Consider the following 25,598-nt stretch of genomic DNA (forward strand, 5'->3'; position numbering starts at 1 on the left):
TCACCCGATAGGCCAGATCCCACGTACCGCTCTGAAAACGGCCCGGTGCGACGAACAAGGTAGCGCGCTGGGTCAGTTCGGCATCCTGGGTAACGGTTTGCTGATCGACCACGAGGTTGTTGAGCAACAGCTCAACCTTGTCGGCCAGACTTTTGTTTGACCAGACCGGGATCTGCACTTTCATGCCCAGAGTAGGGAAGTTGAGCAGTGCGGCGGCGCGGTTGATGGCCCATTCTCCGTTCGGCAGCTGCTTGGCGCCGGGAAGGTCAGGGTCGAGCAGTGCGAGCGTGCCGATGGCTTTTTTTGGTTGGACGAGCATGGCGAGAACTCCTGCCGAAGGGTGTGGGCGATGGAGTGATTGAGCGACCAGACGGATGCTTTGGCTACTGTCAGATCTGACAGGGGGGAGAGGATTTTCGACGGACGGGCTCGCCTGGGAACTCGCTTTCAGTCATGCCGCCATAAAGCTGCAAGTGAAATGATAAAAACCCGCCGTCCCGATCAAACGGGACGGCAGGTTTTCTTTGATCAGGTTACAGAGGCGCCTCAGCCTTCAACTCCAGACTATCCAACACCCGATTCACCGCCAGTTCCCCCAGCATGATCAGTTGCGCGATCCCCAGCAGCACATGCCGATGCGAGCCATCCACCAGCCCGGCGAAGTCGGTAGCCATGATTTTGGCCGAGGTCAGGGTTTCACAGGCGTCGGCCAGCAATTCTTCGCTGTCGATGCCGGGGGCGATGAGGTAGCGGGTATTGGGTTTGAGCAGCGGTTTTCTGGGGAGCAGCGGATTGAGGTAGTGGTCGAGGGCGAGGTCGGGTCGGTTTCAGGCGGGTTTGGCGTTGGTTTGATCATGGTAAAACTCCCTGATTGATGGAGCTGCCACGGTTCGCTGCGAAACGAAGGGAGGTGACAGCTGTACGCGGGTTCGCAGACCGGGAATCAAGGAACCCGGCATACCCGAAGGTATCCCGCGCACAACCGTCATGACGCGATCAGCCAAAAAGCTGAACGGAAACGACGCTCTGGGCGCCTTGATTGATCCGGGCTGCGAAACCCGATCGCTGATTCGTCAGCGACCGACCCACGATAGAACCCGACACCAAGGCCCACAAGCCGGCGGATTCTGGCGGATGCGTAGGCAATGGCGCAAGTTCGCGTGGCTTGTCGGACGCATCCTTAAACACCTTTAAACCCAAGCCCCGCCCCGCTCACGGCAGCAACAGATACCCCGCACTCACCGCCAACAGCAACGCCATCACCCGGTTGAACAAGCGCATCCCCGCCGGGTTGCCGAGATAACCGCGCAAGAACGTCCCGGCATACACCCAGCACCCCACCGACAGGTAACAGATCACCAGATACACCGCAGCAAACTGCCACACCAGCCGCGCTTCGCCGTCAGCGACAAACGCGCCCATCCCCGCCACACAGGCCAGCCAGGCCTTGGGGTTGAGCCACTGCATCACCGCGCCGTAGAGCATCGAAGGTGCCCTTCCCGCTTCTCCCGCACTCAACTGCCCGTCATCCATTGCCAGCTTCCAGGCCATGAACAGCAGAAACGCCACCCCGGCCAGTTGCACCACACGGGTCAGTGACGGCCACAGTTCCAGCACTTCATGCAGCCCCAGCCCCATCAACACCAGCAGCAACACAAACCCCAGCGTCGCCCCGGCCACATGCCGCTGGCTCGCGCGAAAACCGAACTGCGCCCCCGAACTCAACGCCACGATATTCACCGGCCCCGGGGTAATGGACGCGGCCAGGGCAAACGCCGCCATCGACACAATCAGACTCATCGCACACCTGCTTCAGATCGAGGAACAAGGCGCTCACGGTAGCCGGCGCACGACAGGCGGTATTGAAGGAAATTACCCCCGCTCGCGCAGACCCACTACGCTCTGGCTATGCGATCACTTTTGACCAGGAAGTCTGCCCTTGATGATTCTGATTCTGCTGCCCAGCGCCGATTACGACCCGACCGAAAGCAGCGTGCCCTGGCAGGCGATGCGTAACGCGGGCATCGAAGTTCGTTTTGCCACCCCGCAAGGTTTGCCCGCCCACGCCGATCCACGGTTGGTGAACATCGGTTTCGGCCTGTTGAATTCGATGCTGATGACACGCAAGGCCGATCTGGACAGTTACACGCAGATGATCAAGTCCGAAGCGTTCAGGCAGCCGCTGGCGTATGCCGATGTCGACACGAATCGATTCGATGGTCTGCTGATCCCCGGCGGGCATGCCAAAGGAATGCGCACGCTGTTGGAATCCACGCAGGCCCAGCAGATTGCCCTGCAATTTTTCAAAGCCGAAAAACCCGTGGCGGCGGTCTGTCATGGCGTGCTGTTGCTGGCGAGGACGCTCGACCCCGACACCGGGCGTTCGGTGTTGTTCGGGCGCAAGGTCACGGCGTTGCTCGCGGCCACCATGGAGTTGCCGGCGTGGCTGATGACAGCTGCGTGGCTGGGGCGCTACTACCGCACCTACAAGCAGACCGTCGAAGCGGAAGTTAAAACCGCGCTGGCCAGCAAATCCGACTTCATACGCGGGCCGCTGATCGCCAAACGCGATTGTGCGCAGAAACTGCAATCAGGATTTGTGGTGCGCGACGGCCAACTGCTGACGGCGCGCTGGCCCGGCGACTGCCATCGATTCGCCGCCGAGTGGGTGGCCATGTTGCAGGCCCCCCAACGCTGATCGGTTTTTTCAGTCCAGACGCGGCACGGTGAAGCGGAACTCGCTGCCCTGCCCCGGCTCACTCTCGGCAACGATCTGCCCGCCATGGGCCTCGACGATGCCCTGCGTGATGTACAGACCCAGCCCGGTGCCGGTCGGATTGCCTTCCTTCACCGTCCAGTAACGGTCGAATACGTGCGGCAAGTGATCCTTGGGAATGCCTTCGCCGCTGTCGCGCACCGTGAAAACGATGTCGTCACCGACCGATTTGGCATACACGTCGACCGTGCCCAGGCGCGGAGTGAACTTGATTGCGTTGCCGACCAGATTCGACAGCACCTGAAACAACCGCTCGGGGTCGGCATGAATGCTCAGGTCGGGATCAGCCTCGAACGAGATGCTGATGTCCTTGTCCAGCGCCAGCGGTGCGAGCAGCGATTGCGCCTCTTCGAACATCTGCGCGACATCGAGTTTCTGCGGCGCGATGGTGTAGCGCCCGGCATCGATTTTCGAGGTGTCGAGCAAGTCTTCCAGCAGCGTGTTCATGCGCCCGGCGGCTTGTTGCATGGTGTCGATCGCAGTCGAGATGCGCCGCGAAGTGTGCGGCCCGTCCGAGCTGAACGCCTTCTGCATCATGCCGCACAGCATCGAGATCACGGTCATCGGGTTGCGCAGATCGTGGGAAACCACCGCCACCAGTTCATCACGGGCGCGCACCGCTTCTTGCTCGCGGCGTACTTGGCGGGCCAGATCGTTTTCCAGGGCCGAGCGACGCAAGTCGTTGGCGGCGAACAGATCGCCGTGGCTCCACTTGGTGGAAATCCCGGCCATTTCGACCTTCCAGATTTCGAACGAGGTGCGCGGCCGCAGGCGCAAGCCGGCGTCGGAGTTTTCCAGGTCCAGCGGCTTGCGCGGGTCGCCGCTCCAGTTGATGTTCTCTTTGACTTCGGGGCGGAACCACAGCACGCCGTTGTCCACCGGTTTGGGCAGGCTCATGGCGAGCACGCCGCTGGCGACCTGCTGATAGTGCGCGGCCGGCGGGTAGACGCTGGCCAGGTGATGACTGGCAAACACCGGCTCACCACGCTCCTGCAACCATTTGTGCAGGGCCCGAATTTCTTCAGGCTCCGGGCAGTTGCCGTAACGGTGCAATTGCTTGTCTTCGATGATCGCGATGCCGCCGGCATTGGCCAGCGCCATCAGGACTTGTGGCTGGTTGGCCAGGCCATCGAAGACGTTCTGTGGCGAGTCGATCATCGCCTGATTGAGCAGCGCCAGCGCCTCGACCTTTTCTTCCCGTTGACGGCTGACATCCAGCGCTTCCATCGCGCTGATCTGCAACGACAGCACCTGGCCGATGGTTTGGCACGCGGTGCGCAATTCATGCGGTACATGCAGCGGCTGGCGATTGCCGCAACTGATCAGGCCCCAGAGCTTGTCGCCCTTGAGCAGGGAAATGCTCATCGAGGACAGCACGCCCATGTTTTTCATGTACTGGCAGTGGATCGGCGACACGCTGCGCAACGTGGCGAAGCTCAGGTCCAGCGGGGTCTGGGTGTCCGGGCGCAACTTGGGCACCAGCGGCACCGGTTGGTAGTCCGCGTTCGGAATGATCCGCAGCCAGTTGGTGCGGTACAGCTCGCGGGCTTGCTCGGGGATGTCGGAGGCCGGGAAAAACAGACCGTTGAAGACTTCCATCGACGGATCGGACGCTTCGGCGATGACCTGACCGTGGCCCTCCTCTTCGAAGCGATAAATCAGCACCCGGTCGTAACCGGTCATGGCCTGGATTTCCTTGACGCTGATGTCGTACAGCGCCTGCAGGCTCTGGGCCTTTTGCAGCCGCGCGAGCATCCGTCCCAGGTGGGTTTCGGTACCGGCGACGTTACGCGGCTGGAAGTTTTCGACGTGGATTTCCAGCTCCAGAATCAGCACATCCTGATGCCGGTGCACCAAGCCTTCGAACGCGGTGCCGTTGAGGCGAAAGTGCAGCGGCGGCGCATCGGACAAGGCCGATTGCTGCAAGGCTTCGCGAACCTGCGCGGCATGGGCATCGCCGATCAGGCTTTGCAGAGGCTGGCCGATCAGCTCTTGCGCCGGGCGCGCGAGCAAGGTCTCGACGTTGGCGCTGATCTGAATGATCGAAAGGTCCGGCTCGCTCAGGGTCAGCAGCAAACCGTGCGGCTGGATCGCACCGGGAAAGCGGATCGGCTCGTCGGCACAGTTGGCCAGCAACTCTTCAAAGGCTTCTTTGTCTTGCGGGTTCATACCAGAACCTCCTGACTTTCGAGCCACTGCTCGAAACAACTGAATGTAGTGTGGGCCGCCGCCACGACCGCTTTACGCTCGTCGGCGTCCATCGGGCGACTGCCCAGGTATTCGATGAAATCGCGCCAGCGCCGGCCGGTGGCAGCGCCGTAGATGTCCAGAAACGCTGCACCGTTGTCCGCGCCAAGGCTCAGGCGTGTGGCGATTTCCCGGCGCAGGATCTGTCCGCCGAGGGTTGCGCCTTCCAGCACGTACAACACGCCCAGGCAGGCGGCGGCGGAATCGATGGCGGGCAACCGGCGGCAGATCGGAAAATCGCCACCATTTGCGCCCAGTGCTTGCAGATCGCGTTGCAGGGTCGGCGCCTTGAGGCGTGAAACCAGATCGAAATCGGCGGGGATCTCGCCGCTGTCCTGCAATGCGCCTTCCAGTGGCTGATAGAAGCCGTAATAGGCGCGCATCAATCGCTCGAAAGCGTGCAGATCAAGGGTATCGGAGAAGAAAGGAAGGCGTTTTTCCAGTGCAATGTGCAGTTCGGCCGTGCCGGCGCGCAGATCTTGCAACACCGGTGGTACATGAACCTCGCGGGCCTTTGCTTGCATGTAGTCGCTCGTACAGTGGGCCGCCTGGGGCCATGGGGGAATGGAGAAGCATGGCGCGAAAGCTTACACGGCAATGGTAGTTTCTGACCCGGCAGATGGGATTCTCTGATGAATTCATCAACCTGTGAAGGGTTAAGAGCTGACCGGACGGCAGAAAGTTCGAAGGAATTCACTGCCGATAGTCGCTGTACCGCGACTCTGGCGCCTGACTGTACGGTTCAGGCCCGCACACCCGCGTGATAAAAATAACGCTCCCGTCACCGGAGCCCGAGCCATGGATATCGCCACCCTCTCCCTGTTTCTGCCCGCCTGTTTCGCCCTGAACATGGCACCGGGGCCGAACAATCTGCTGTCGGTCAGCAACGCCACCCGTTACGGCTATCGGCGCGCCTGCGTGGCCGGGATCGGGCGATTGCTGGCGTTTGCCGGGATGATCGCCCTCGCGGCGGCGGGGCTGGCGGTGGTGCTGCAAACGTCCGAGCTGTTGTTCTATGGGATCAAGATTGTTGGCGCGGGGTATCTGTTGTATCTGGCGTGGCAGCTGTGGCGAGCCAATCCTGCCGCCGAAGACGCCATTGCGGCGCCGGCGAACGGGCTTCTGGCCCTGGCGCGTCAGGAGTTTTTAGTGGCTGCGGGGAATCCCAAGGCAATCCTGATCTTCACCGCCTTCCTGCCGCAGTTCGTCGACCCGACCCACGCCATCACCCCACAATTCATGTTGCTGGGCGCGCTGTTCCTGTTGCTGGAATGGATCGCCATCAGCGCCTACGCCTACATGGGGCTGCACATGCGCCGCTGGTTCGCCGAGCCGCGCGGCAAACGGATTTTCAACCGTTGCTGCGCGGGGCTGCTGTCGGCAGCGGCTTCGGTGTTGCTGATGGCCAAGCGGGCCTAAACTTCGGACGGGCCTTTGAGTTCGACCTGATTGCCGTCCGGATCGAAGCAGTACAACGACAGGCCGTTGCCCTCGGCGCCGAAGCGGGTGACGGCTTTTTCAACGGTCAATCCGCAGGCATGCAGGTGGCTCATCAACGCCTCTTCATCGAACGGCTCGATGCGCAGACAGAAGTGATCGACATTGCGCCGTTCGCTGCCGGCAGCGGCGCCACCCTTGCGGCCGATTTCGCCGTCAAGGTCGACCAGATCGATCATCGACGTACCGGCGCGCAGGTGCACCAGACCGAACTTTTCGTTGCGCTTGACCACTTCGGCGCCGAAGACCCGGTCATAGAAATCAACGCTGCGTTGCAGATCGGCGACGCGCAGCACGATGTGATCGATGTGGTGAATCGTGAACGGTGGCATACCTTCATTTCCCGAGTTGTAGCGACCCGATCACTGTAGTGCAGCGGCCCGAAAATTCACTGTCGATTTTTCGGTGGAGCCATCGAATAACTGGTTTTATCCTCGGCCCATGAACATACAGACCGCTGCCCTGCCCCCTCACGCCGAAATGGTTCGCGCCATGCTCGCAAGCGACACTGCCTATGAAGGCGTGTTTTTCACGGCCGTGAAAACCACCGGGATCTTTTGCCGCCCGACCTGCACGGCGCGCAAGCCGAAACCGGAAAACGTCGAGTTCTTCGCCCATGCTGACGATTGCCTGTCCGCGGGTTACCGCGCCTGCTTGCGCTGTAAACCGCTGGACGCTGCGGCCATCGCCCCGGATTGGGTGCAGCAGCTGCTAAAAGCGGTAGACGCCGACCCGGAGCTGCGCTGGAGCGATGCGCAATTGCTCGCCGAAGGCATTGAACCGCTGAAGCTACGGCGCTGGTTCAAGCAGCATTTCGGCATGACCTTCCATGCGTGGCTGCGCACCCGCCGACTCGGCGTGGCGCTGGGCGGGATCAAGCAAGGCACGTCCATCGACCATGCCGCGTTCGACTCCGGTTATGAATCCCTCAGTGGTTTTCGCGATGCGTTTCAGAAGTCGTTCCACATCACGCCGGGGCGCGCAGCGGCCAGTGAACCGCTGCTGTTCACCCGCCTGACCACACCACTGGGTCCTATGATTGCCATGGCCGAGCGGCGCGGGCTGGTCTTGCTGGAGTTTCTCGATCGCCCGGCGCTGACCCGCGAAGTCGAGGAACTGCAGAACCGCTACGGCTACGTGGTCGCACCGGGGCAGAACGCGCATTTGCAGCAGATCGACAACGAGCTGGCGCTGTACTTCGCCGGCAAGCTGAGCGAATTCAGTGTGCCACTGCACCTGCCCGGCAGCGAATTTGCCCGACAGGTCTGGGCCGAACTTCGGCAAATCCCTTACGGCCAAACCAGCACCTACGGCACCATCGCCGCACGCCTGGGCAAACCCGGCGCCAGCCGAGCAGTGGGGCTGGCCAACGGGCACAATCGGCTGTCGATCGTGGTGCCATGCCATCGGGTGATCGGTGCGGACGGCTCGCTGACCGGCTACGGTGGTGGGCAACCGCGCAAGGCGTTTCTGCTCCGGCTGGAGAACGCCGCCGTGCAGCTCACGCAACAACTGGCTTTCTGACAAATCGACACCCACGCCCCTCCCGGCTTTCAAATCAACGGATCACCGAAGTTGCAGATACCCGATCCCTACCAACCGGCCAGTGATTTTCTGGCCAGCCTCGACGCCGACTGGCAGCGCCACATCGCTGCGGTCGGCCCCTGCCTGCATCAGCCGCATCCGGCGCGCGATCCGTATGAATCGCTGGTGCGGGCGATTGCCTATCAGCAACTGCACGCCAGGGCTGGCGATGCGATTGTCGGGCGGCTGGTGGGGTTGTTTCCCGGGCAGTCGTTTCCGCGTCCGGAGCAGGTTCTGGCGACGGACTTCGACCGATTGCGCAGTTGCGGGTTTTCGGCGGGCAAGATTGCGACGATTCAGGGGATTGCCCAGGCGACCCTGGACGGTGTGGTGCCGGATTACCCGACCGCGCTGGCGATGGAGGATGAGGCGCTGATCGAGCGGTTGGTCAGCCTGCGCGGGGTTGGGCGCTGGACGGTGGAGATGTTGCTGATCTAGAGCCTGGAGCGGCCGGATATTCTGCCGGCCGACGATTTTGGAGTGCGCGAAGGGTATCGGCGGTTGAAGGGGCTGGAGGTGCAGCCGACGCGCAAGCAGATGATCGAGATCGGGTTGGCGTGGAGTCCGTTTCGCACCGTGGCGGCGTGGTATTTGTGGCGGGTAGCCAAGCCGTAGAACGCGTTATCGCTCATCGCGAGCAGCACACTCACCCCATCTCTTCTAGGCTGAACCGCACCGACAAAAACACCGGAGACCCCCTCATGCACCTCGAAGGCTCCTGCCACTGCGGCGCGGTTTCATTCACCCTCGACAGCGCCCACCCCTACCCTTATCAGCGCTGCTACTGCTCGATCTGCCGCAAGACCCAAGGCGGTGGCGGCTATGCGATCAACCTCGGCGGCGACGCGGCCAGCCTCAAGGTGCGCGGGCGCAAACACATCACGATCTACCACGCGAAAATGAAAGACGAAGGCGATGCCCGCGCCCACCGCAGCAGCGCCGAACGGCACTTCTGCTCGTTGTGCGGCAGCGGACTGTGGCTGTTCAGCCCGGAATGGCCGGAGCTGATCCACCCGTTCGCCTCGGCCATCGACACGCCATTGCCGGTGCCGCCGGAACACACTCATTTGATGCTCGGTTCGAAGGCACCGTGGGTCGAAGTGCAGGCGAGCAAGAAGGATCAACAATTCGAGGTCTACCCCGAAGAATCCATCGCCCAATGGCATGAACGGCTGGGATTGACCCGATAGCCGTCTTCACAGTCTTTGACAGTTTCCCGGCAAGCGGTTTGCACCTTTTAATCGCGCTCAGAACAGCTCGCTGAACGGAATGAAACGCAGCGGATCCCCCATCTGCAAGGTGCTGTTCTCGGGAATTTGCACCAACCCGTCGGCCCAGGTCGCGCCGAGCAAAACCCCGGAACTCTGGTTCGGATACAGCGCCGCCTGCCCGCCCTCCAGGCGTACCCGCAGGTATTCGCGACGGCTGCCGGGTTTCGGCCAATCGAAGCCGGCGTTGACCGTGAAGCTCAGCGGCATCACCTCTTCCACGCCTTGAATGCGCAGCAGATACGGGCGCGCCAGCAGGCCGAAGGTCACCAGCGCCGAGGTCGGATTGCCCGGCAGGCCGATCACCGGCACCGAGCCGAAATGCCCGACCGTCAGCGGTTTACCGGGCTTGATCGCGAGTTTCCACAGCAGCGGTTTGCCGTTGTCGCGCAGCACCTGGCCGAGGCAGTCGGCATCGCCGGCAGACACGCCGCCGGTGGTCAGAATCAGATCGGCCGCCACTTGCAGTTGCTCGAGTTTGAGCCGGGTCTGCGCCGGGCGATCGGGCAGAATCCCGGCGTCGATCACTTCGCAACCCAGTTCGCGCAACCAGTGGTCGAGCAAGGTGCGGTTGCTGTTGTAGATGCTGCCGGGACGCAGCGGCTGGCCAGGTTCCACCAGCTCATCACCGGTCGACAGCAACGCCACCCGCGGACGACGCACCACCGGCAAATGGGTCATGCCCTGCCCGGCGGCGACGGCCAGTTCGAACGGGCCGAGGCGTTTGCCGGCGCGCAGCAAGGTGTCGCCAGCGCGGTTCTCCTGGCCCTGGGCGCGGATGTTCTGGCCGGCCTTAAGCGGTTGCAGGAAACGTATGCGGCCGTCTTCGAGCACCTCGACGTTTTCCTGCATCTCCACGCAATTGGCGCCGGGCGGCAACGGCGCACCCGTGAAAATCCGTGCGCAGGTGCCGGGCAGCAAGGCGTCCGGCGCCAGCCCGGCGTAGACCCGCTGCGACACCCTCAAGGGTTGGCGATGCAGGTCGGGGAGGTTCAAGGCATAACCGTCCATGGCGCTGTTCGGCCACGGCGGCAGATCGAGTGTGGCGACCAGATCGCTGGCCAGCACGCGCCCGCGCGCTTCATTGAGCGGCACCGATTCGCTGTCCGGTAGACGTTGTTCATCGGCCATCGCCAACAGTTGGTCGAGGGCGTCCTCGACCGGCATCAACCCCGGCTTGCTCATCCGCGCGGCCCGCAGGCTTGCACCGATTTGAGGTGCGGGACGAAGTTGCACGGGCGATGACGGTTATCCAGTTGTTCGGCGAGGATGCCTTCCCATGCGGTGCGGCAAGCGCCGGTGGAGCCCGGCAGGCAGCACACCAGCGTGCCGTTGGACAAGCCCGCCAGCGCACGGCTTTGTACGGTCGAGGTGCCGATGTCGAGAATCGAGATGGCGCGGAACAGTTCGCCAAAACCGTCGATCTGCTTGTCCAGCAGGCAGGCCACGGCTTCCGGGGTGCTGTCGCGGCCGGTGAAACCGGTGCCGCCGGTGATCAGCACCACTTGAATGTTGTCGTCGGCGATCCACTGCGCGACCTGGGCGCGGATCTTGTACAGGTCGTCCTTGAGCAGGTTGCGCTCGCTCAGGGTGTGGCCGGCCTCCAGCAGACGGCTGACCAGCAACTGGCCGGAGGTGTCACTGGCGTAATCGCGGGTATCGCTGACCGTCAGCACGGCAATATTCAGGGGAACGAACAAGGCATCCGATTTCACACTCATGGCACTCTCCGGCCGTCGTCAATTCAATGGATGACGAGCCTAAGTGCCGCTTGTGACGACTGTCTAATCACTCTGGCCAACCACACTATCGACCTGCTCTATCGGTGATTTTTTTCAACCCCTCGACCGCTGTCCGGGCCAATAAAACCGGGGGTCATCGAAACCCTCGATAGGCTCGTAAACACTGCCGATTGGACGAAAAAAGCCCTCAGTGGGATCGTCGCTCCCTGCGCTTTCCGTGCGCCGTACGCATCTGCGTCAATACTCAATCAAAATTCTCAATCGAGCAGGTGCCGTCGTGGACATCAAACAACTCAAGTTTCTGATCGCGCTGGACGAAACCCGCCACTTCGGCCAGGCCGCCGCGCGCTGTCACATCACCCAGCCGACCCTGTCGATGCGCCTGCGCAATCTGGAAGACGAGCTGGATCTGGTGCTGGTCAATCGCGGCCAGCGCTTCGAAGGGTTCACCCAGGCCGGCGAGCGCGTCCTGGCCTGGGCCCGCACGTTGCTGGCTGCCCATGACGGGTTGTTTGCCGAAGCGGCGGCATGCCGCGGACAACTGGTGGGTAGCCTGCGCCTGGGGCTGGTGCCGCTGAGCAACTTCAATCCGGTGAATTACATTCAGGGTTTGTCAGGGATATTTCCCGAGCTGAAATACAGCCTGTCGTCGCTGAGTTCGGACGAGATCATCGAAGGTCTGGGTAACAATCAGCTGGACTTGGGCGTGTGTTATCTGGACCACGTCAACCCGAACTATTTCGAGTTCTTCGAGATTGGCGAAACCCGCGTCGGCCTGCTCTACGACACCCGCCACTTCCACTTCGAAGGCCCGGAAATGAGCTGGGAAGACGCCGCCGAACTGCCGCTGGGGATGATCACCACCGGCATGCACTACCGAAAATCCATCGACCTGAGTTTCCGCAGTCGCGGGTTGAATCCGCAGCCGATCCTGGAAAGCGACTCGACCTACCAACTGCTGCAGGCGATTCACCAGGGCTTCTGTTGCTCGATCATGCCGCTGGACAGCGGTCTGGAAGAGCCGATCGAGCACCTGGCTTTCATTAATCTGCCGGATGCCAGCGTACTCGCGCCGCTGGGGCTGGTGATGCGCAAGACCGAACCGCGCTCGGCGATTGCCGAGAAGTGTTTTGCCGAGGCGCGCAAGATGTTCGGGATCGAGGCGCCTGCCGAATAAATGTGTTGAATGTCAGGCCGCCATCGCTGGCAAGCCAGCTCCCACAGTGATTGAGTTAGCCACAAATTCTGTGTTTGACACGAAACCTTGTGGGAGCTGGCTTGCCAGCGATGAGGCCTTATCAGTCAACACCTATTCTCGGCCTGAAAGCGGTGATCGACCAATCCAATCACTGCATCGGAACAAGCGATTGGACGCACTTTTCCCTGCCCCGTAGCCTGAACCCACTTCAGCGCTTCGTGGGACTTTCAAGATGCTGTGCCAAGTTGAACAACTCATCGAACCGGGCGACGCCAATGCCCCCGCGCCACAACCGGCGCAAGTGGCGTACCGCGAATACCTCGACGACACGCCGGTGTCCCACGCGGCGCTGGCGGCCGAAATCGCTTTGGCGATCAGCTACAACGGACTGAATCAGGCGGTGATGATGGTCTCGCCGGGCAACATCGAGGACTTCATTCGCGGCTTCAGCCTCAGCAACGCCATCGTCGACCGCCTCGACGATATTCACGACATCCGCCTGACCCATTTCGACCAGGCCTGCCAGGCCGACGTGCAGATTTCCAGTCGTGCATTCTGGGCTCTGAAAGATCATCGGCGGCAGATGGCGGGCACCAGCGGTTGCGGCCTCTGCGGTGTGGAAGCCCTTGAGCAGGCGCTGCCGCAACTGGAGATCCTCACCCCGACACCGTTGCCACCGGCCGCGCATTTCAACGGCATCCGCCAGCGCATCGAACAGGCCCAGCAACTGGCCCGCAGCAGCGGTGCCCTGCACGCGGCGTTGTACTTCGACGCCGACGGCGAAGCGCTGTTGTGCCGCGAAGACATCGGCCGCCACAACGCCCTCGACAAGCTGATCGGCGCCTTGCAGTTCGAAGGTCTCGATGCGCGTCAGGGCTTCGTCGTGGTCACCAGTCGTTGCAGCCTCGAACTGATTCACAAAGCCGTGCGCGCCCGCCTCGGCACCCTTGTCAGCCTGTCTGCCCCCACCGCGCTGACCGTGCGTTGGGCGCTCAAGCACCGCCTGAACCTGATCCACGTCCCGCACCGCAACGCCCCGCGAATCTACAGCCCGATCCAGGAGCCCACCGCATGAGCAACACCCTCACCCACCTCGACGATCAGGGCCGCGCCAACATGGTCGACGTCAGCGACAAAGCCGCGACCCGCCGCGAAGCCACCGCCCAGGCCTGGGTGCAGATGCGTCCGGAAACCCTGCAAATGATCCAGTCCAACGGCCACCCCAAGGGCGATGTATTCGCCGTGGCGCGGATCGCCGGGATTCAGGCGGCCAAGCGCACCCACGAGCTGATTCCGCTGTGTCACGCGCTGCTGCTCAGTTCGATCCACGTCGAGCTCAAGGCCTGCGAGCCGGACCGCGTGCAGATCACCAGCACCTGCCGCCTCACCGGCCAGACCGGCGTCGAACTCGAAGCCCTGACCGCCGCCAGCGTCGCCGCGCTGACCATCTACGACATGTGCAAGGCGGTGGACCGGGCGATGGTCATCGGCGACATCCGCCTGCTGAGCAAACAGGGCGGCCGCTCGGGCCACTTTCAATGGGAGAACGCGCAATGATTTTGATCAACTATTTCGCCAGCTACCGTGACCGGCTCAATCTGGGCGGTGAAAAGATTCCGGCCAGCGACACCCTCACTTGTGTCGAAGATGTGCGGCAAATGCTGATGCAGCGCGGCGATGTCTGGCGTGAAGTGCTCGGCGCCGGCAACCTGATGTGCGCGGTGAATCAGGAGTTGTGTCAGCCGGATCGGGCCATCGAGGACTTCGACGAGATTGCGTTTTTCCCGCCGGTCACGGGGGGGTGAGACATGGGTGTTCGAGTCCAGCGTAAAGGCTTCGATGCCGGTCAGTTGATTGCCGACCTGCATGCGCGCAATCCACGGGTGGGCGCGGTGGTGAATTTCATTGGTTATGTGCGGGATCTGAACGTCGGGCAGTCGGTGACCGAGCTGTTTCTGGAGCACTATCCGGGCATGACCGAGAAGGCTCTGGAGCAGATAGCCGAACAGGCTCGCGAGCGCTGGCCGCTATTGGCGGTGGAGATTGTGCACCGAGTTGGCGCGCTGTCGGTGACCGAACCGATCGTGTTCGTTGGCGTCAGCAGCAAGCATCGGCATGCGGCGTTCGAGGCCTGCGCGTTCATCATGGACGTGCTGAAGACCCGGGCGCCGTTCTGGAAACGTGAGACCACGCCGGAGGGTTCGAATTGGGTCGAGGCGCGGGAGAGTGATCAGAATGCGGCGTTTCGCTGGAGTCTGGCGCATGCCTGACGATCGAAAGGCCCTCACCCTAGCCCTCTCCCAGAGGGAGAGGGAACCGATTGGGGGATGCTTGAGAAATACGCCGACCTGAACGTATAGCGTTGAATCCAACTAACAGCAGTGTGCTAAATCCATAATCGACTCGATTCTTCAGGTCGATGTATCACGCAAGACAATGCGGTCGGCCCCCTCTCCCTCCGGGAGAGGGCTGGGGTGAGGGCAAGGCGGACGCCACAAATTCACAAAAGCCTGATTAGATAGCATCTCCGACAAAACCAACCCTGGAGCCTCGTTTGAGCACAACGCCCCCTGAGGATTTGCCCCGGCCCGAGCCTGTCAGCCTGCGCCAGGCCTGGCCTTTCTGGCTCAAACTCGGCTGCATCGGCTTCGGCGGCCCCGCCGGGCAGATCGCGATCATGCATCAGGAACTGGTGGAGCGTCGGCGCTGGATTTCCGAGCGGCGCTTCCTGCATGCGCTCAACTACTGCATGTTGCTGCCCGGCCCCGAGGCCCAGCAACTGGCGACTTACATCGGCTGGCTGCTGCACCGAACCCCTGGCGGCATATTGGCCGGAGTGCTGTTTGTATTGCCTTCGCTGCTGATTCTGATCGCTCTGTCGTGGGTCTACATCGCGTTCGGCGATGTGCCGGCGGTGGCCGGGGTGTTTTACGGAATCAAACCGGCGGTGACCGCGATTGTGTTGCACGCGGCCCATCGCATCGGTTCGCGAGCGTTGAAGAACAGTTGGTTATGGGCGATCGCCGGGGCAGCGTTCGTGGCGATTTTTGCCTTCAACCTGCCGTTCCCGCTGATCGTGCTCGGCGCAGCACTGATCGGCTATTTCGGCGGACGCTGGGCGCCGCAGCGGTTCAGCAACGGCGGCCATCGCGGCGGCGAAAAGTCCTTCGGCCCGGCGCTGATCGATGACGACACACCGCCGCCCGAACATGCGCGGTTCCGATTGCCGAGACTGCTGCGTCTGCTGCTGATCGGTGCGCTGCTGTGGTGCCTGCCGATGGCGTTGCTGACGGCGCTGTTCGGTTGGGGCGGCACCTTCACGCAGATGGGCTGGTTCTTCACCAAAGCGGCGCTGCTGACGTTCGGCGGCGCCTACGCCGTGCTGCCTTACGTGTATCAGGGCGCGGTCGGGCATTACGGCTGGCTGACGCCGACGCAGATGATCGACGGTCTGGCCCTGGGCGAAACCACGCCGGGGCCGCTGATCATGGTGGTGGCGTTTGTCGGGTTCGTCGGCGCTTACGTGCAACCGACGTTCGGCGCGGAACACGCGTTCGCCGCCGGCGCGCTGGCGGCGACACTGGTGACCTGGTTCACTTTCCTGCCCTCGTTCCTGTTCATCCTCGCCGGTGGGCCATTGGTGGAGTCGACCCACAACGAACTGAAGTTCACCGCACCGCTGACCGCGATCACCGCAGCGGTGGTCGGTGTGATCCTCAATCTGGCGTGTTTCTTTGCTTACCACGTGTTCTGGCCCGCCGGTTTTGCCGGTCAGCCCGACGTTTTCTCGATCGTGCTGGCCCTCATGGCCGCCGTCGCCCTGTTCTTTTTCAAGCGCGGGGTAATCGAGGTGTTGATCGTTTGCGCCCTCGTCGGGCTGGGGTTTTACCTGCTGCGCTGAACCGGGATGCACGCCAACGCCTGCGGAAACAGGCGTTTACTTATCCGGGGATTCCCCCTTACTATCCAGCCACACCGGCATGGCGGGACGCTCCCGCCGCCGACGTTTTCCGCCAACGGAAACACGCGTCATGAGCACGTCACTCCAACAATCAGAATCGTTGAACGTCTCTGCACTGTGCGCCCTCCTTCACAGGAGCCGCGCATGAATCGCATCGTCAATCTCCCCATGGCCCTGAGCCGCTCCAAGCTGCGTCACTCCGCACGCCCGCCGGATATCTGCCTGCCCGTCTGATCGCGCCGATAAAAACCGCGACAGCTCCCCCTCTTTTTTCGATATCCCTGCCAGGACGCCCGCGCCTTTTGCCGCACTGCGTCCGGCCCGAATCTGCGCGCCTGTGCGGCGCCATCGTGAGTGATTGATTATGAAATTCGCAGCCATTGAAGACGCCCGTCACTTTCTCGAGCAAAACCCCGACATCGACATGATCGAGCTGTTCATCCTCGACGCCAACGGCGTGCCCCGCGGCAAGCTGTTGCACCGCGAAGAGCTGCTCGCCGTGTACGAAAGCGGTCGACCGCTGCCAAGCACCATTCTCGGCCTGACCGTGCATGGCGAAGACGTGGAAAACTCCGGTCTGGTGTGGGACGTCGGCGATATCGACTGCCGCGCCTACCCACTGGAAGGCAGTCTGGTGCGCCTGCCGTGGCGGCAGATTCCGACCGCTGCGGTGCAGGTCAGCATGCACCCGGAACAAGGCATGCCGGCGAGCATTGCCGACCCGCGTCATCTGTTGATCAAGGTCATCGACCGCTTGAAAGCCGAGGGTTACCACCCGGTCATGGCCTGCGAGCTGGAGTTCTATCTGCTCGACGCCAAACGCGATCACAACGGCCGCCCGCAACCGGCGCTGGATGCCGACGGTGGTCGACCGCGACACACCCAGGTCTACGGTTTGCGTGAGCTGGAACAGATCGAACCGTTCCTCGCCGACCTCTACAGCGCCTGCAAACTGCACGGCATTCCGGCGCGCACGGCGATCTCGGAATATGCGCCCGGTCAGGTGGAAATCACCCTCGAACACGGCGATGCACTGGAGGCGATGGACCAGGCCGTGCGCTACAAACGACTGGTCAAAGCCGTGGCGCACAAGCACGGGATGCAGGCGACGTTCATGGCCAAGCCGTTCGATCACCTGGCCGGCACCGGCATGCACATGCACGTCAGCCTCGCCGATGCCGAGGGACGCAATCTGTTTGCCTCCGAGGACCCGGCCGGCACCCCGCTGCTGCGCACGGCGATTGGCGGGATGCTCACCTCGTTGCTCGATTCGTTGCTGCTGTTCTGCCCGAACGCCAACTCCTACCGCCGTTTCCAGGCCAACAGCTACGCGCCACTGGCGCCGACCTGGGGCGTCGACAACCGCACCGTCAGCCTGCGCGTGCCCGGCGGCCCGGCCATCACCCGGCACATCGAACACCGCATCTGCGGCGCCGATGCCAACCCGTATCTGGCAGCGGCGGCGATCCTGGCGGGCATTCATCGCGGGATAAAAGACGACATCGATCCGGGCGAGCCGGTGGAAGGCAACGGCTACGCGCAGGCGAACGAGCTGCTGCCGACCGATTGGCTGACCTCGCTCACGGCGCTGGAAAAATCGGTGTGGGCGCGGGATGCGCTGGGGCAGGAATTCCTCGGGGTGTATCTGGCGGTGAAACGCGCGGAATACCGGCAGTTCATGGCCGAAGTGGGTGAGCAGGACTGGCGCTGGTACCTCACAGAGGCCTGAACATTCCCCGCAGTCCACTGTGGGAGCTGGCTTGCCAGCGATGAGGTCGGCACATTCAGCATCTCTGGTGACTGACACTCCGCCATCGCTGGCAAGCCAGCTCCCACAAGGACTGCACTTTGCTTCCCGAATTTTGTGTGGAACTAAAAATGACTGAACGCAGCAATTCCTACTACACCGCGACACTCAACCGCGACACTGACTACCCGACCCTGCAAGGCCGGCACAAGGTCGATGTGGTGATCATCGGCGGCGGTTTCACCGGCGTCGCCACCGCCGTCGAGCTGGCCGAGAAAGGCCTGAAAGTCGCCATCGTCGAAAGCCACAAGATCGGCTGGGGCGCCACCGGGCGCAATGGCGGGCAGGTCACCGGCAGCCTGTCCGGCGACGGCGCGATGCGCAAACAGATGCGCAACACCTTGGGCGACGAGGTCGATGACTTCATCTGGCACCTGCGCTGGCGTGGGCACGAAATCATCAAACAGCGCGTCGAGAAATACGGCATCGAGTGCGACCTCAAGCACGGCCACCTGCACGCTGCCTACAAGCCAAGCCACATGGCCGGTTTGCGCAGCGACTACGACGAAGCCGTGCGGCGCGGCATGGGCGATGAAGTCAGCCTGCTCGACCGCAGCCAGGTGCGCGATCTGCTGCAAAGCGAGCTCTATCACGGCGCAATCAAGAACACCCGCAACATGCACCTGCACCCGCTCAACCTGTGCATCGGTGAAGCGCGGGCGGCAGAAAGCCTCGGCGCGCTGATCTACGAAAACAGCGAAGTGCTGGAAATCATTCATGGCGACAGTCCCGGCGTGCGCACCGCCCACGGCCGGATCGACGCCAATCAGGTGCTGCTGGCCGGCGACGTTTACCACAAACTCGAACCGGGCCAGCTCAAGGGCAAGATCTTCCCGGCCATGGGCGGCATCGTCACCACCGAACCATTGGGTGATCTGGCAAAACAGATCAACCCTGAAGACCTCGCCGTCTACGACTGCCGCTTCGTGCTCGACTACTACCGTCTCACCGCCGACGGCCGCCTGCTGTTCGGCGGCGGCGCCAACTACAGCGGCAAGGACTCACGGGACATCGCCGGCGAACTGCGGCCGTGCATCGAACAGACTTTCCCGGCGCTCAAAGGGGTTAAGATCGATTACCAGTGGAGCTGCGCGATGGGCATCGTCATCAACCGCATTCCGCAACTGGGCAAGCTCTCGGACAACGTCTGGTATTGCCAGGGCTACTCCGGCCACGGCATCGCCACGACCCACATCATGGGCGAAATCATGAGCCGGGCGATCACCGGGCAGATGCAGCAGTTCGACACGTTTGCCGCGTGCTCGCACATTCGCGTGCCGATGGGGGATTTGCTGGGGAATCCGATGCTGGCGGCGGGCATGTGGTACTACCAGATGCTGGAAAAACTGCGCTGATTGATTCCTCGACCGCGTGCCAGTTTATGCATTGGATCGACTGGCCTCTTCGCGGGCAAGTCGAATCGTCGCACCGCAGCTCCCACAAAGTTTGGGGCATACCTGAGTTTTGAGTACGCCTCGGACACTGTGGGAGCGAGCTTGCTCGCGATGGGGCCTTTAAATTCACCACAAAACTCAATCCTGCAGTTGCTCCACCTCAATCCCCAACCGCCGATAATCCTCGACACTCCCCGACGCCACATGCCGTTCGGTGATCAGCGTGTGCAAGCGTTCGCACGGCGCCACCACAAACGGTTCCACCGCGCCGAGCTTGTCCGCCGTGGTCACGGCAATCACCCGCGCCGCACAGTCGAGCAGCGCCTGCTTGACCGGCACTTCATCGAAGTGCAGCGAGGTGATGCCCACCTCCGGATGAATCGCGCAGACCCCGGTGATCGCCAGATCCGCCTTGATCCCCGACAGCAGCCGCAGCGCCTCGTGACCGCCGGCGGCCATGGTTTTCGGATTGAGCTGCCCGCCCGCCAGAATCACTTTGATGCCCGGGTATTCCGACAACGCAATTGCCGTCATCGGTGACGCCGTGACCGCCGTGAGGCTGATGTCCCTGGGCAACGAGCGCGCCACCTGCAACGAGGTGGAACCGGAGTCGAACATCACCGTTTGCCCATTGCGCACCTGCTGCGCCGCCAATTGCGCCAGACGAATCTTCACCTCGTCGATCTCGTCCAGCCGGGTGAAGTAATCCTTGCCGGTGTCCTTGGGCCTCGGCAGCGCCCCGCCATGCACTCGCTGCACCAGTCCGGCGTTATCCAGCTCGGCCAGATCGCGGCGGATGGTGTCTTCGGACACCGCAAAATGCTGGCTCAACTCGGACGCCATGACCTTGCCGTCACGTTCGAGGATCAAAAGGATTTTCTGCCGGCGCAGGGAAGGAAGCTCGGATGCGGAATGATCGTGCATGGTTTTGCCTGTTTGTGCTTGTCGTTGCAGGTTTGGCGAGATTAGCCAAGCCGGTCGGTAAACACAACGCAGGTATCAATGGCTTCGATCATTGGAATCACGAAGCCGAATTTTTTCTTTTTACCCCACCCCGGCAGAATGGCCCCACTTTCAAAAGGACCAGGATGAATACCCCATGAACCTCAATTTCGCATTTGCCTGCATGGTCGTCGTATCGTTTGCCATCGCGCTCGGGCATGCCTGATCGAAATCAATGCTCGATCGGCGATCACTCCGCCAACACCCGCGCCTTGCGCACGAACAGCGCATGCACCTTGTCCCAGAAATTGCCGCCCAGCACGAAAAAGCTGCCGACGAACATCAAGTCGCCCAGCGCCTGCATCTGCCAGAGGTTGGGCCGTACGCCCGGGAAGAAGTTGTCGAAATACGGTTCCAGGAAGGACGACAGCAGCGGCAGGCAGAACATCACCACGCCGATCTTGTGGCGCAGCGGGCTGACTTCAGCCACCGGAGTCGGAATCACGCCGGAGATATAGCGGCCAATCGTGCGCTTGAGCTCGGCGAACCCGGCCTTGCCCATCACCGCAATCACCAGCAGCAACAGCACTTTATTGCTGATGAACAGCACCCCGGTCAGCGCCGCGACTTTCGAGCCCGGCACGTCGAGGGCGGCGGCAATCGGCACCATCAGCCACGAACCGAGCATCAGGCAGATGATTGCCACGCCGACCTTGAAACGCCAGCTGGCGCTGGTGGGGGCAAGCGGTTCTTGAGCAGTGTCCATGGCTTCCTACCTTTTTATCCGGGGCGGGGTTCGGTGGTGTTCGCCTGAAAAAGCGTAGCAGTTGATTGCTTCGATCAACCGGCAATCTGCGGTCTATGCTCCAGTGACATTTCCCGCTGGGGCCTCCCGGTATGCCTGCAACGCCAGCCCTGCTGATCCGTCCCGGCCACCTGCTGCTGCTCGGTGCGCTGAGCCTTGGCGGCTGCCTGCGGCTGGGCCCGGATTTCCAGCCACCGGCCGAGGCCTGGAGCAAGCAGTGGCAAAGTCCGGCACTGGAGCAGGCCAGCGAACGCGGCACGCTGCCGGATCTGCGCCAGTGGTGGCAGGTGTTTGCCGATCCGATCCTCGACCGTTTGATCAGCGACGCCGAAGCCCGCAACAGCAGCCTGAAAATCGCCGGGCTGCGGGTCCTCGAAGCCCGCGCGCAACTGGGCATCGCCGACAGCGGTCGCTACCCGCAGCTGCAACAGGCCAGCGCCGACAGCCTGTACATCGACCGCCATCAGTCCGGCGGCAACAACCCGCAGGACTTGCACTTCTGGCAGCACAGCGCCGCGTTCGATGTCGGCTGGGAGCTGGATTTCTGGGGCCGCTTCAGCCGCGCCATCGAGTCCGCCGACGCCAGCTACTTCGCCGCCCAGGCCAATTACGAAGACGCCCTCGTTCTATTACGCGCTCAAGTGGCCGACACCTACTTTGCCCTGCGCACCACAGAAGCCCGGCTGCGGGTCGCCCGGGAGAACGCCGCTCAGCAAAAACGCAATTTCGAGATCACCGAAAAACTCTTTCGCAGCGGCCAGACCGCCGAACTCGACCTGCAACAGGCCAGAACCCAATACCTCGGCACCCTCAGCAGCATTCCGGCGTTCGAAGACCAGTTGCTGCGCACCCGCAATGCGCTGGCGGTGCTGGTCGGCCAGCCGCCCGGTGGCGCGGCGTTTCTGGCGGAGCAACCGGGGCTGATTCCGCTGGTGGATCGCGCGGTGTTGCAGGACGTCCCGGCCAACCTGCTGCTGCGCCGTCCCGATGTGCGCGCGGCGGAACTGAACGTTGCCGCGCAATCGGCGCTGGTCGGCGTGGCGGAAACCGATCTGTATCCCTCGCTGACCTTGCTCGGCAGCATCGTCTGGTCCAGCGACACCCTCGGCGCCACCCCGCGCAACCTCGACCTGATCGGCGGCCCGAGCCTGCGCTGGAACCTGTTCGACTACGGCCGCATCCACAACAACATCCGCGTGCAGGACGCGCGGTTGCAGCAACTGATCGAAGCCTATCGCGACAAAGTCCGCCAGGCTGCCCGCGAGGCCGACGACGCCGCCAGCGGCCTGACCAAAGCGCTGGAACGCGAACGCATTCTGAGCGAGGCCGAAGGCGCGGCGCGACGTTCGCTGGTGCTGGCCAACACTCAATATCGCGAAGGCTATTCAGACTTTCAGCGGGTGCTCGATGCCCAGCGCGCATTGCTGGAGCTACAGGACAACTATCTGGTCAGCCGCAGCAACGCCGTGAGCAATCTGATCGCTTTGTACCGCGCCGTCGGTGGTGGCTGGCAAAGCGCCGTACCGCAGATTGATTCAGCGACCCGACAGCACATGCAGCAACGCACCGATTGGGGCGATCTGCTGAGCGCCCCGCCGCCCCAACCGTCCTATCCGATTCCCTCGCAGGTAGACCGCCATGAGTGATGAAGCGCCGCCGGATCCGGCGAAAAAAGGCATCCGCTGGGTGCTGCTGGTGATTGTGCTGAGCCTGGTCTGGTATCTATTGGCCGACCGTTTTACGCCCTACACCCAGCAGGCGCGGGTCGGCGCGTTCGTGATCCCGGTGGCGGCGGAAGTCGCGGGCCGGGTGATCAAGGTCAACGTGCGCAACAATCAGGACGTGCAGGCCGGCGACATCCTCTTCGAGCTCGATCCGCAGCCACTGCAGATCGCCGTCGACCGGGCTCGCGCCGATCTGGAAAACACCCGGCGCACGGTCGGCGCCAGCACCGCGGGCATCGCTTCGGCTCAGGCGTCGTTGCGGGCAGCCCAGGCCAATGAACTCAAGGCGCGCCAGGACAATCGGCGGCTTGAAGGCTTGTATAAAGAAGATCCGGGCACCGTTTCGGTACGGCTTCTGGAAGTGTCCCGGGCCAACCACGAAGCGGCGGTCAGCCAGGTCGCCGCCGCCCGGGCCGAAGTGCTGCGCGCCCAGGAGCAGGAAGGCGGCAACACCGACACCAACGCCAAACTGCTCAGCGCCGCCGCCACACTGGCGAAGGCTGAACTGGATCTGGCCAACACCCGCATCGGCGCGCGTTCGGCGGGACTGATTACCGACCTGCGTACCGACGTCGGCCAGTTCGCCGCTGCCGGCAGTCCGGTAATGACCCTGATCACGATCCAGGACGTGTGGATCAGCGCCGACCTCACCGAGAACAACCTCGGCCGGATCAAGCCCGGCACGCCGGTGTCGATCATCCTCGACGCCCTGCCCGGCGAAGTGCTCGACGGCCGAGTGCGCAGCGTTGGCTATGGCGCCAGCGTCGGCCAGACTCCACCGCCCGGCACCCTGCCAACGATCCAGAACAGCCGCGACTGGCTGCGTCCGGCCCAGCGTTTTCCGGTGATCATCGAGTTCAGCGAAGAGGCGAAAAAACGCCTGTTCGAGAGTCGTTCGATTCGCGCCGGCGGGCAGGCGGAAGTCATGGCGTTTCCCAGCGAAGGCAATCTGCTCAATCCGCTCGGGCGGGTGTTTGTCTGGTTGATGAGCTGGCTGAGCTATGCCTACTGAGCGGCCTATTGAACGCAGCGTTCCGGCGCAACGGGCCTTGCGCCTGGCTTGCGGCACGGCGTTGTGCACCGCCGCCAGTTACGGCCTCGCTCTTCCGCTGTCGTTTCTATCGCCGGTGTTAGCAGTGTTGCTGCTGGCCAGCATGCCTCGACCGTTGCCGGTGAAAATGGCGCTGGTGCTGACGCTGGTCGCCGCGCTCACCGCCAGTCTCGGCCTGTTGCTGGTGCCGTTGCTGCGCTATTACCCGGTGTGTGGCGTCCTGCTGATCGGTGTCGGCCTGTTTCTGGTGTTCACTTACGGCTTGCGCGGCGGCAACGTGCTGATCATGACGTTTCTGGTGATCGGCATGACCATGATCTCCGCCGCCGGTTTCGCCTCATTCGAGCTGGCGATGGCGGTGATCGGCGCGCTGGTCAAAGGCCTGTTGCTGGCCGTCGTCATCGTCGGCCTGAGCCACGTCCTGTTCCCGGAGCCGGCCAACAGCCCCGCGCCACCACCCGCTCCCGCCCTGCCCGCCGAAGACGTGCCCCGCGTAGCAATGCGCGCAACATTGATCGTGCTGCCGACCTTCCTGCTGGTGCTGATCGACCCGGCCAGCTACCTGCCGATCATCCTCAAAGCCGTCAGCCTCGGCCAGCAAAGCACCACCACCCGCACCCATCACGCCGGGCGCGAATTGCTCGGCTCGACCTTGCTTGGCGGGCTGCTGGCGGTGCTGTTCTGGTGTGCGTTAAGCCTGTTCGTACACCTGTGGATGTTCTTTCTGTGGATGCTGCTGTTCGGGCTGTTGCTGGCGCGCAAACTCTATCGGTTGCACCTGACGCAACTGACGCCGGGGTTCTGGCTCAACACCCTGATCACCATGATCATCCTGCTCGGCCAGTCGGTGGAGGACAGTGCAGCGGGCAAGGACGTCTACACCGCGTTCGCGGTGCGCATGGGGTTGTTCATTCTGGTGACGCTCTACAGCGGCGTGATGATGCACCTGCTCGTCGCGCACCGGGAAAGCCGTCAGGGCGTGACCTGATAACCCCGCCCTTGCAGGCAACCGGTGTAGGCGCTTGAACTGGCTGAAGCATCGGTTCGCCGCTGCTCGCGCCGATCCTGCCGCTGCCGCGCACCACCAACCACCGCACCCGCCGCTGCCGTCTCTTTGGCTCGGTTCTGGCGGTAATCCTGCTTGCGGTCATCATCCACGGCTTCGTAAAACTCGTCGTGTTGACGGCCGCGCACTTCGGCGGCGGTGGCGCCGGCAGCGGCTCCCACTGCGGCGCCCTTCAACCGACCGCCGGCCTGGGGTGTCGACGTGGTTGAGGTGGACGCGATGGAATGGCAGTCGTTTATGTCGATCTGGGTTTGCTGGGAAGTCTGGCCCTTGAGCGGGACGACGGATTCAGCGCTGGCCTGTGTGGCGCATATGGCAGCAAGTAAAAGCGGGAAGGACTTCTTGCGGATCATGATTACCTCCGACGGCGCTCGGGTTAGCTGTAATGCGGGGTAATCAAGGAGTGTAGTTCAGTGCCCAGTCAAAATTCCCAGCCTGACGCTCACCCGTAAGGAGAGGGTCAGGCTGGGGGATATTCAACTACAGACCAAAGCCGGTTCAAAAACTTCAGTGTCAATACTTTCGCATTAACTTTC

At 62.6% G+C, this 25,598-nt stretch carries 25 protein-coding genes and 2 pseudogenes; 16 read left to right on the forward strand and 11 right to left on the reverse strand.

All coding sequences use genetic code 11. The annotated features are described in order from the left end of the window. The 3 genes and pseudogenes from ACTJK7_RS22955 to ACTJK7_RS22965 form a co-directional block, all read right to left on the reverse strand. The coding region (locus tag ACTJK7_RS22955) for a hypothetical protein (protein WP_440819233.1) at positions 1 to 319 on the reverse strand (319 nt) is incomplete at its 3' end. A 214-nt stretch (positions 320 to 533) separates the two neighbouring features. Next, positions 534 to 856 (reverse strand): annotated as a pseudogene (locus tag ACTJK7_RS22960) (DUF6124 family protein). 356 nt (positions 857 to 1,212) lie between these two features. Next, on the reverse strand, positions 1,213 to 1,800 hold the full coding sequence (locus ACTJK7_RS22965) for a LysE family translocator (RefSeq protein WP_064382305.1): 588 nt from the start codon (positions 1,798 to 1,800) through the stop codon (positions 1,213 to 1,215). A gap of 142 nt (positions 1,801 to 1,942) precedes the next feature. On the opposite strand from ACTJK7_RS22965, the gene ACTJK7_RS22970 reads away from it, so the two are divergent. Further along, on the forward strand, positions 1,943 to 2,698 hold the full coding sequence (locus ACTJK7_RS22970; RefSeq protein ID WP_323151905.1) for a type 1 glutamine amidotransferase domain-containing protein: 756 nt from the start codon (positions 1,943 to 1,945) through the stop codon (positions 2,696 to 2,698). A 9-nt stretch (positions 2,699 to 2,707) separates the two neighbouring features. Here ACTJK7_RS22970 and ACTJK7_RS22975 read toward each other — a convergent pair whose 3' ends face one another. After that, positions 2,708 to 4,945: an ATP-binding protein gene (locus ACTJK7_RS22975; RefSeq protein ID WP_064382307.1), complete on the reverse strand. Its 2,238-nt coding sequence runs from the start codon at positions 4,943 to 4,945 to the stop codon at positions 2,708 to 2,710. Beyond that, the gene (locus ACTJK7_RS22980; RefSeq protein ID WP_108561168.1) at positions 4,942 to 5,547 is read right to left on the reverse strand and encodes a biliverdin-producing heme oxygenase; all 606 of its coding nucleotides are present in this window, start codon (positions 5,545 to 5,547) and stop codon (positions 4,942 to 4,944) included. The genes ACTJK7_RS22975 and ACTJK7_RS22980 overlap by 4 nt, the downstream gene beginning before the upstream one ends. A 274-nt stretch (positions 5,548 to 5,821) precedes the next feature. On the opposite strand from ACTJK7_RS22980, the gene ACTJK7_RS22985 reads away from it, so the two are divergent. Then, a complete protein-coding gene (locus ACTJK7_RS22985) occupies positions 5,822 to 6,442 on the forward strand; it encodes a LysE family translocator (protein WP_236197488.1) in 621 nt (206 codons plus the stop codon). Here the strand turns inward: ACTJK7_RS22985 and ACTJK7_RS22990 are convergent. After that, positions 6,439 to 6,852, reverse strand: coding sequence for a VOC family protein (locus ACTJK7_RS22990; RefSeq protein WP_323151906.1), 414 nt, complete (start codon positions 6,850 to 6,852; stop codon positions 6,439 to 6,441). The genes ACTJK7_RS22985 and ACTJK7_RS22990 overlap by 4 nt on opposite strands. A 109-nt stretch (positions 6,853 to 6,961) precedes the next feature. Between ACTJK7_RS22990 and ACTJK7_RS22995 the strand changes: the two genes are divergently transcribed. The 3 genes and pseudogenes from ACTJK7_RS22995 to ACTJK7_RS23005 all read left to right on the forward strand — a co-directional run bounded on the left by ACTJK7_RS22995 (position 6,962) and on the right by ACTJK7_RS23005 (position 9,294). After that, positions 6,962 to 8,044, forward strand: a complete 1,083-nt coding sequence (locus ACTJK7_RS22995) for a bifunctional transcriptional activator/DNA repair enzyme AdaA (RefSeq protein WP_085655797.1) — start codon at positions 6,962 to 6,964, stop codon at positions 8,042 to 8,044. 57 nt (positions 8,045 to 8,101) lie between these two features. Then, positions 8,102 to 8,719, forward strand: a pseudogene (locus tag ACTJK7_RS23000) (DNA-3-methyladenine glycosylase family protein). Positions 8,720 to 8,805: 86 nt separating this feature from the next. After that, positions 8,806 to 9,294: a GFA family protein gene (locus ACTJK7_RS23005; RefSeq protein ID WP_085748303.1), complete on the forward strand. Its 489-nt coding sequence runs from the start codon at positions 8,806 to 8,808 to the stop codon at positions 9,292 to 9,294. A 57-nt stretch (positions 9,295 to 9,351) separates the two neighbouring features. Here ACTJK7_RS23005 and ACTJK7_RS23010 read toward each other — a convergent pair whose 3' ends face one another. Beyond that, on the reverse strand, positions 9,352 to 10,557 hold the full coding sequence (locus ACTJK7_RS23010; protein WP_440780661.1) for a molybdopterin molybdotransferase MoeA: 1,206 nt from the start codon (positions 10,555 to 10,557) through the stop codon (positions 9,352 to 9,354). Beyond that, positions 10,554 to 11,093: a molybdenum cofactor biosynthesis protein B gene (moaB, locus tag ACTJK7_RS23015; protein WP_064382314.1), complete on the reverse strand. Its 540-nt coding sequence runs from the start codon at positions 11,091 to 11,093 to the stop codon at positions 10,554 to 10,556. Before moaB ends, ACTJK7_RS23010 begins: the two co-directional genes overlap by 4 nt. A 298-nt stretch (positions 11,094 to 11,391) precedes the next feature. Here moaB and ACTJK7_RS23020 point away from each other — a divergent pair, with 298 nt between their 5' ends. From ACTJK7_RS23020 to ACTJK7_RS23055, 8 genes are all read left to right on the forward strand, one after another. Continuing rightward, a complete protein-coding gene (locus ACTJK7_RS23020; protein ID WP_102687439.1) occupies positions 11,392 to 12,291 on the forward strand; it encodes a LysR family transcriptional regulator in 900 nt (299 codons plus the stop codon). Positions 12,292 to 12,544: 253 nt separating this feature from the next. Next, positions 12,545 to 13,387 carry a formate dehydrogenase accessory sulfurtransferase FdhD gene (gene fdhD / locus ACTJK7_RS23025; RefSeq protein ID WP_108561150.1) on the forward strand — a complete coding sequence of 281 codons (843 nt, stop codon included), beginning with the start codon at positions 12,545 to 12,547 and terminating at the stop codon, positions 13,385 to 13,387. After that, positions 13,384 to 13,869, forward strand: a complete 486-nt coding sequence (moaC, locus tag ACTJK7_RS23030; protein WP_108561147.1) for a cyclic pyranopterin monophosphate synthase MoaC — start codon at positions 13,384 to 13,386, stop codon at positions 13,867 to 13,869. The genes fdhD and moaC overlap by 4 nt, the downstream gene beginning before the upstream one ends. Beyond that, positions 13,866 to 14,117: a MoaD/ThiS family protein gene (locus ACTJK7_RS23035; RefSeq protein WP_108561144.1), complete on the forward strand. Its 252-nt coding sequence runs from the start codon at positions 13,866 to 13,868 to the stop codon at positions 14,115 to 14,117. The genes moaC and ACTJK7_RS23035 overlap by 4 nt, the downstream gene beginning before the upstream one ends. Positions 14,118 to 14,120: 3 nt before the next feature. Continuing rightward, the gene (moaE, locus tag ACTJK7_RS23040) at positions 14,121 to 14,582 is read left to right on the forward strand and encodes a molybdopterin synthase catalytic subunit MoaE (protein ID WP_108561141.1); all 462 of its coding nucleotides are present in this window, start codon (positions 14,121 to 14,123) and stop codon (positions 14,580 to 14,582) included. 284 nt (positions 14,583 to 14,866) lie between these two features. Beyond that, positions 14,867 to 16,213, forward strand: a complete 1,347-nt coding sequence (chrA, locus tag ACTJK7_RS23045) for a chromate efflux transporter (RefSeq protein ID WP_440780662.1) — start codon at positions 14,867 to 14,869, stop codon at positions 16,211 to 16,213. A 424-nt stretch (positions 16,214 to 16,637) separates the two neighbouring features. After that, positions 16,638 to 18,002, forward strand: a complete 1,365-nt coding sequence (locus ACTJK7_RS23050; protein ID WP_108561135.1) for a glutamine synthetase family protein — start codon at positions 16,638 to 16,640, stop codon at positions 18,000 to 18,002. Positions 18,003 to 18,151: 149 nt separating this feature from the next. Continuing rightward, positions 18,152 to 19,435, forward strand: coding sequence for an NAD(P)/FAD-dependent oxidoreductase (locus ACTJK7_RS23055; RefSeq protein WP_108561132.1), 1,284 nt, complete (start codon positions 18,152 to 18,154; stop codon positions 19,433 to 19,435). Between the two features lie 177 nt (positions 19,436 to 19,612). Here ACTJK7_RS23055 and ACTJK7_RS23060 read toward each other — a convergent pair whose 3' ends face one another. Next, complete coding sequence (locus tag ACTJK7_RS23060) at positions 19,613 to 20,398, reverse strand: DeoR/GlpR family DNA-binding transcription regulator (protein ID WP_440780663.1); 786 nt, start codon at positions 20,396 to 20,398, stop codon at positions 19,613 to 19,615. 268 nt (positions 20,399 to 20,666) lie between these two features. Beyond that, positions 20,667 to 21,182, reverse strand: a complete 516-nt coding sequence (locus tag ACTJK7_RS23065; RefSeq protein WP_064382322.1) for a transporter suffix domain-containing protein — start codon at positions 21,180 to 21,182, stop codon at positions 20,667 to 20,669. Between the two features lie 131 nt (positions 21,183 to 21,313). On the opposite strand from ACTJK7_RS23065, the gene ACTJK7_RS23070 reads away from it, so the two are divergent. The 3 genes from ACTJK7_RS23070 to ACTJK7_RS23080 are packed head-to-tail and all read left to right on the forward strand — an operon-like array spanning position 21,314 to position 24,984. Beyond that, complete coding sequence (locus ACTJK7_RS23070; protein WP_440780664.1) at positions 21,314 to 22,867, forward strand: efflux transporter outer membrane subunit; 1,554 nt, start codon at positions 21,314 to 21,316, stop codon at positions 22,865 to 22,867. Further along, on the forward strand, positions 22,860 to 23,957 hold the full coding sequence (locus tag ACTJK7_RS23075; protein WP_440780665.1) for an HlyD family secretion protein: 1,098 nt from the start codon (positions 22,860 to 22,862) through the stop codon (positions 23,955 to 23,957). The genes ACTJK7_RS23070 and ACTJK7_RS23075 overlap by 8 nt, the downstream gene beginning before the upstream one ends. Continuing rightward, the gene (locus ACTJK7_RS23080; RefSeq protein ID WP_323151872.1) at positions 23,947 to 24,984 is read left to right on the forward strand and encodes a DUF2955 domain-containing protein; all 1,038 of its coding nucleotides are present in this window, start codon (positions 23,947 to 23,949) and stop codon (positions 24,982 to 24,984) included. The genes ACTJK7_RS23075 and ACTJK7_RS23080 overlap by 11 nt, the downstream gene beginning before the upstream one ends. Here ACTJK7_RS23080 and ACTJK7_RS23085 read toward each other — a convergent pair. Next, positions 24,969 to 25,415 (reverse strand): YMGG-like glycine zipper-containing protein, encoded by a 447-nt coding sequence (locus ACTJK7_RS23085; protein ID WP_108561117.1) that lies wholly within the window; start codon positions 25,413 to 25,415, stop codon positions 24,969 to 24,971. The genes ACTJK7_RS23080 and ACTJK7_RS23085 overlap by 16 nt on opposite strands. Positions 25,416 to 25,598 lie beyond the last annotated feature (183 nt).

This window comes from Pseudomonas sp. 22085, assembly GCF_052045815.1.
GTDB classification, from domain to species: domain Bacteria; phylum Pseudomonadota; class Gammaproteobacteria; order Pseudomonadales; family Pseudomonadaceae; genus Aquipseudomonas; species Aquipseudomonas glycinae.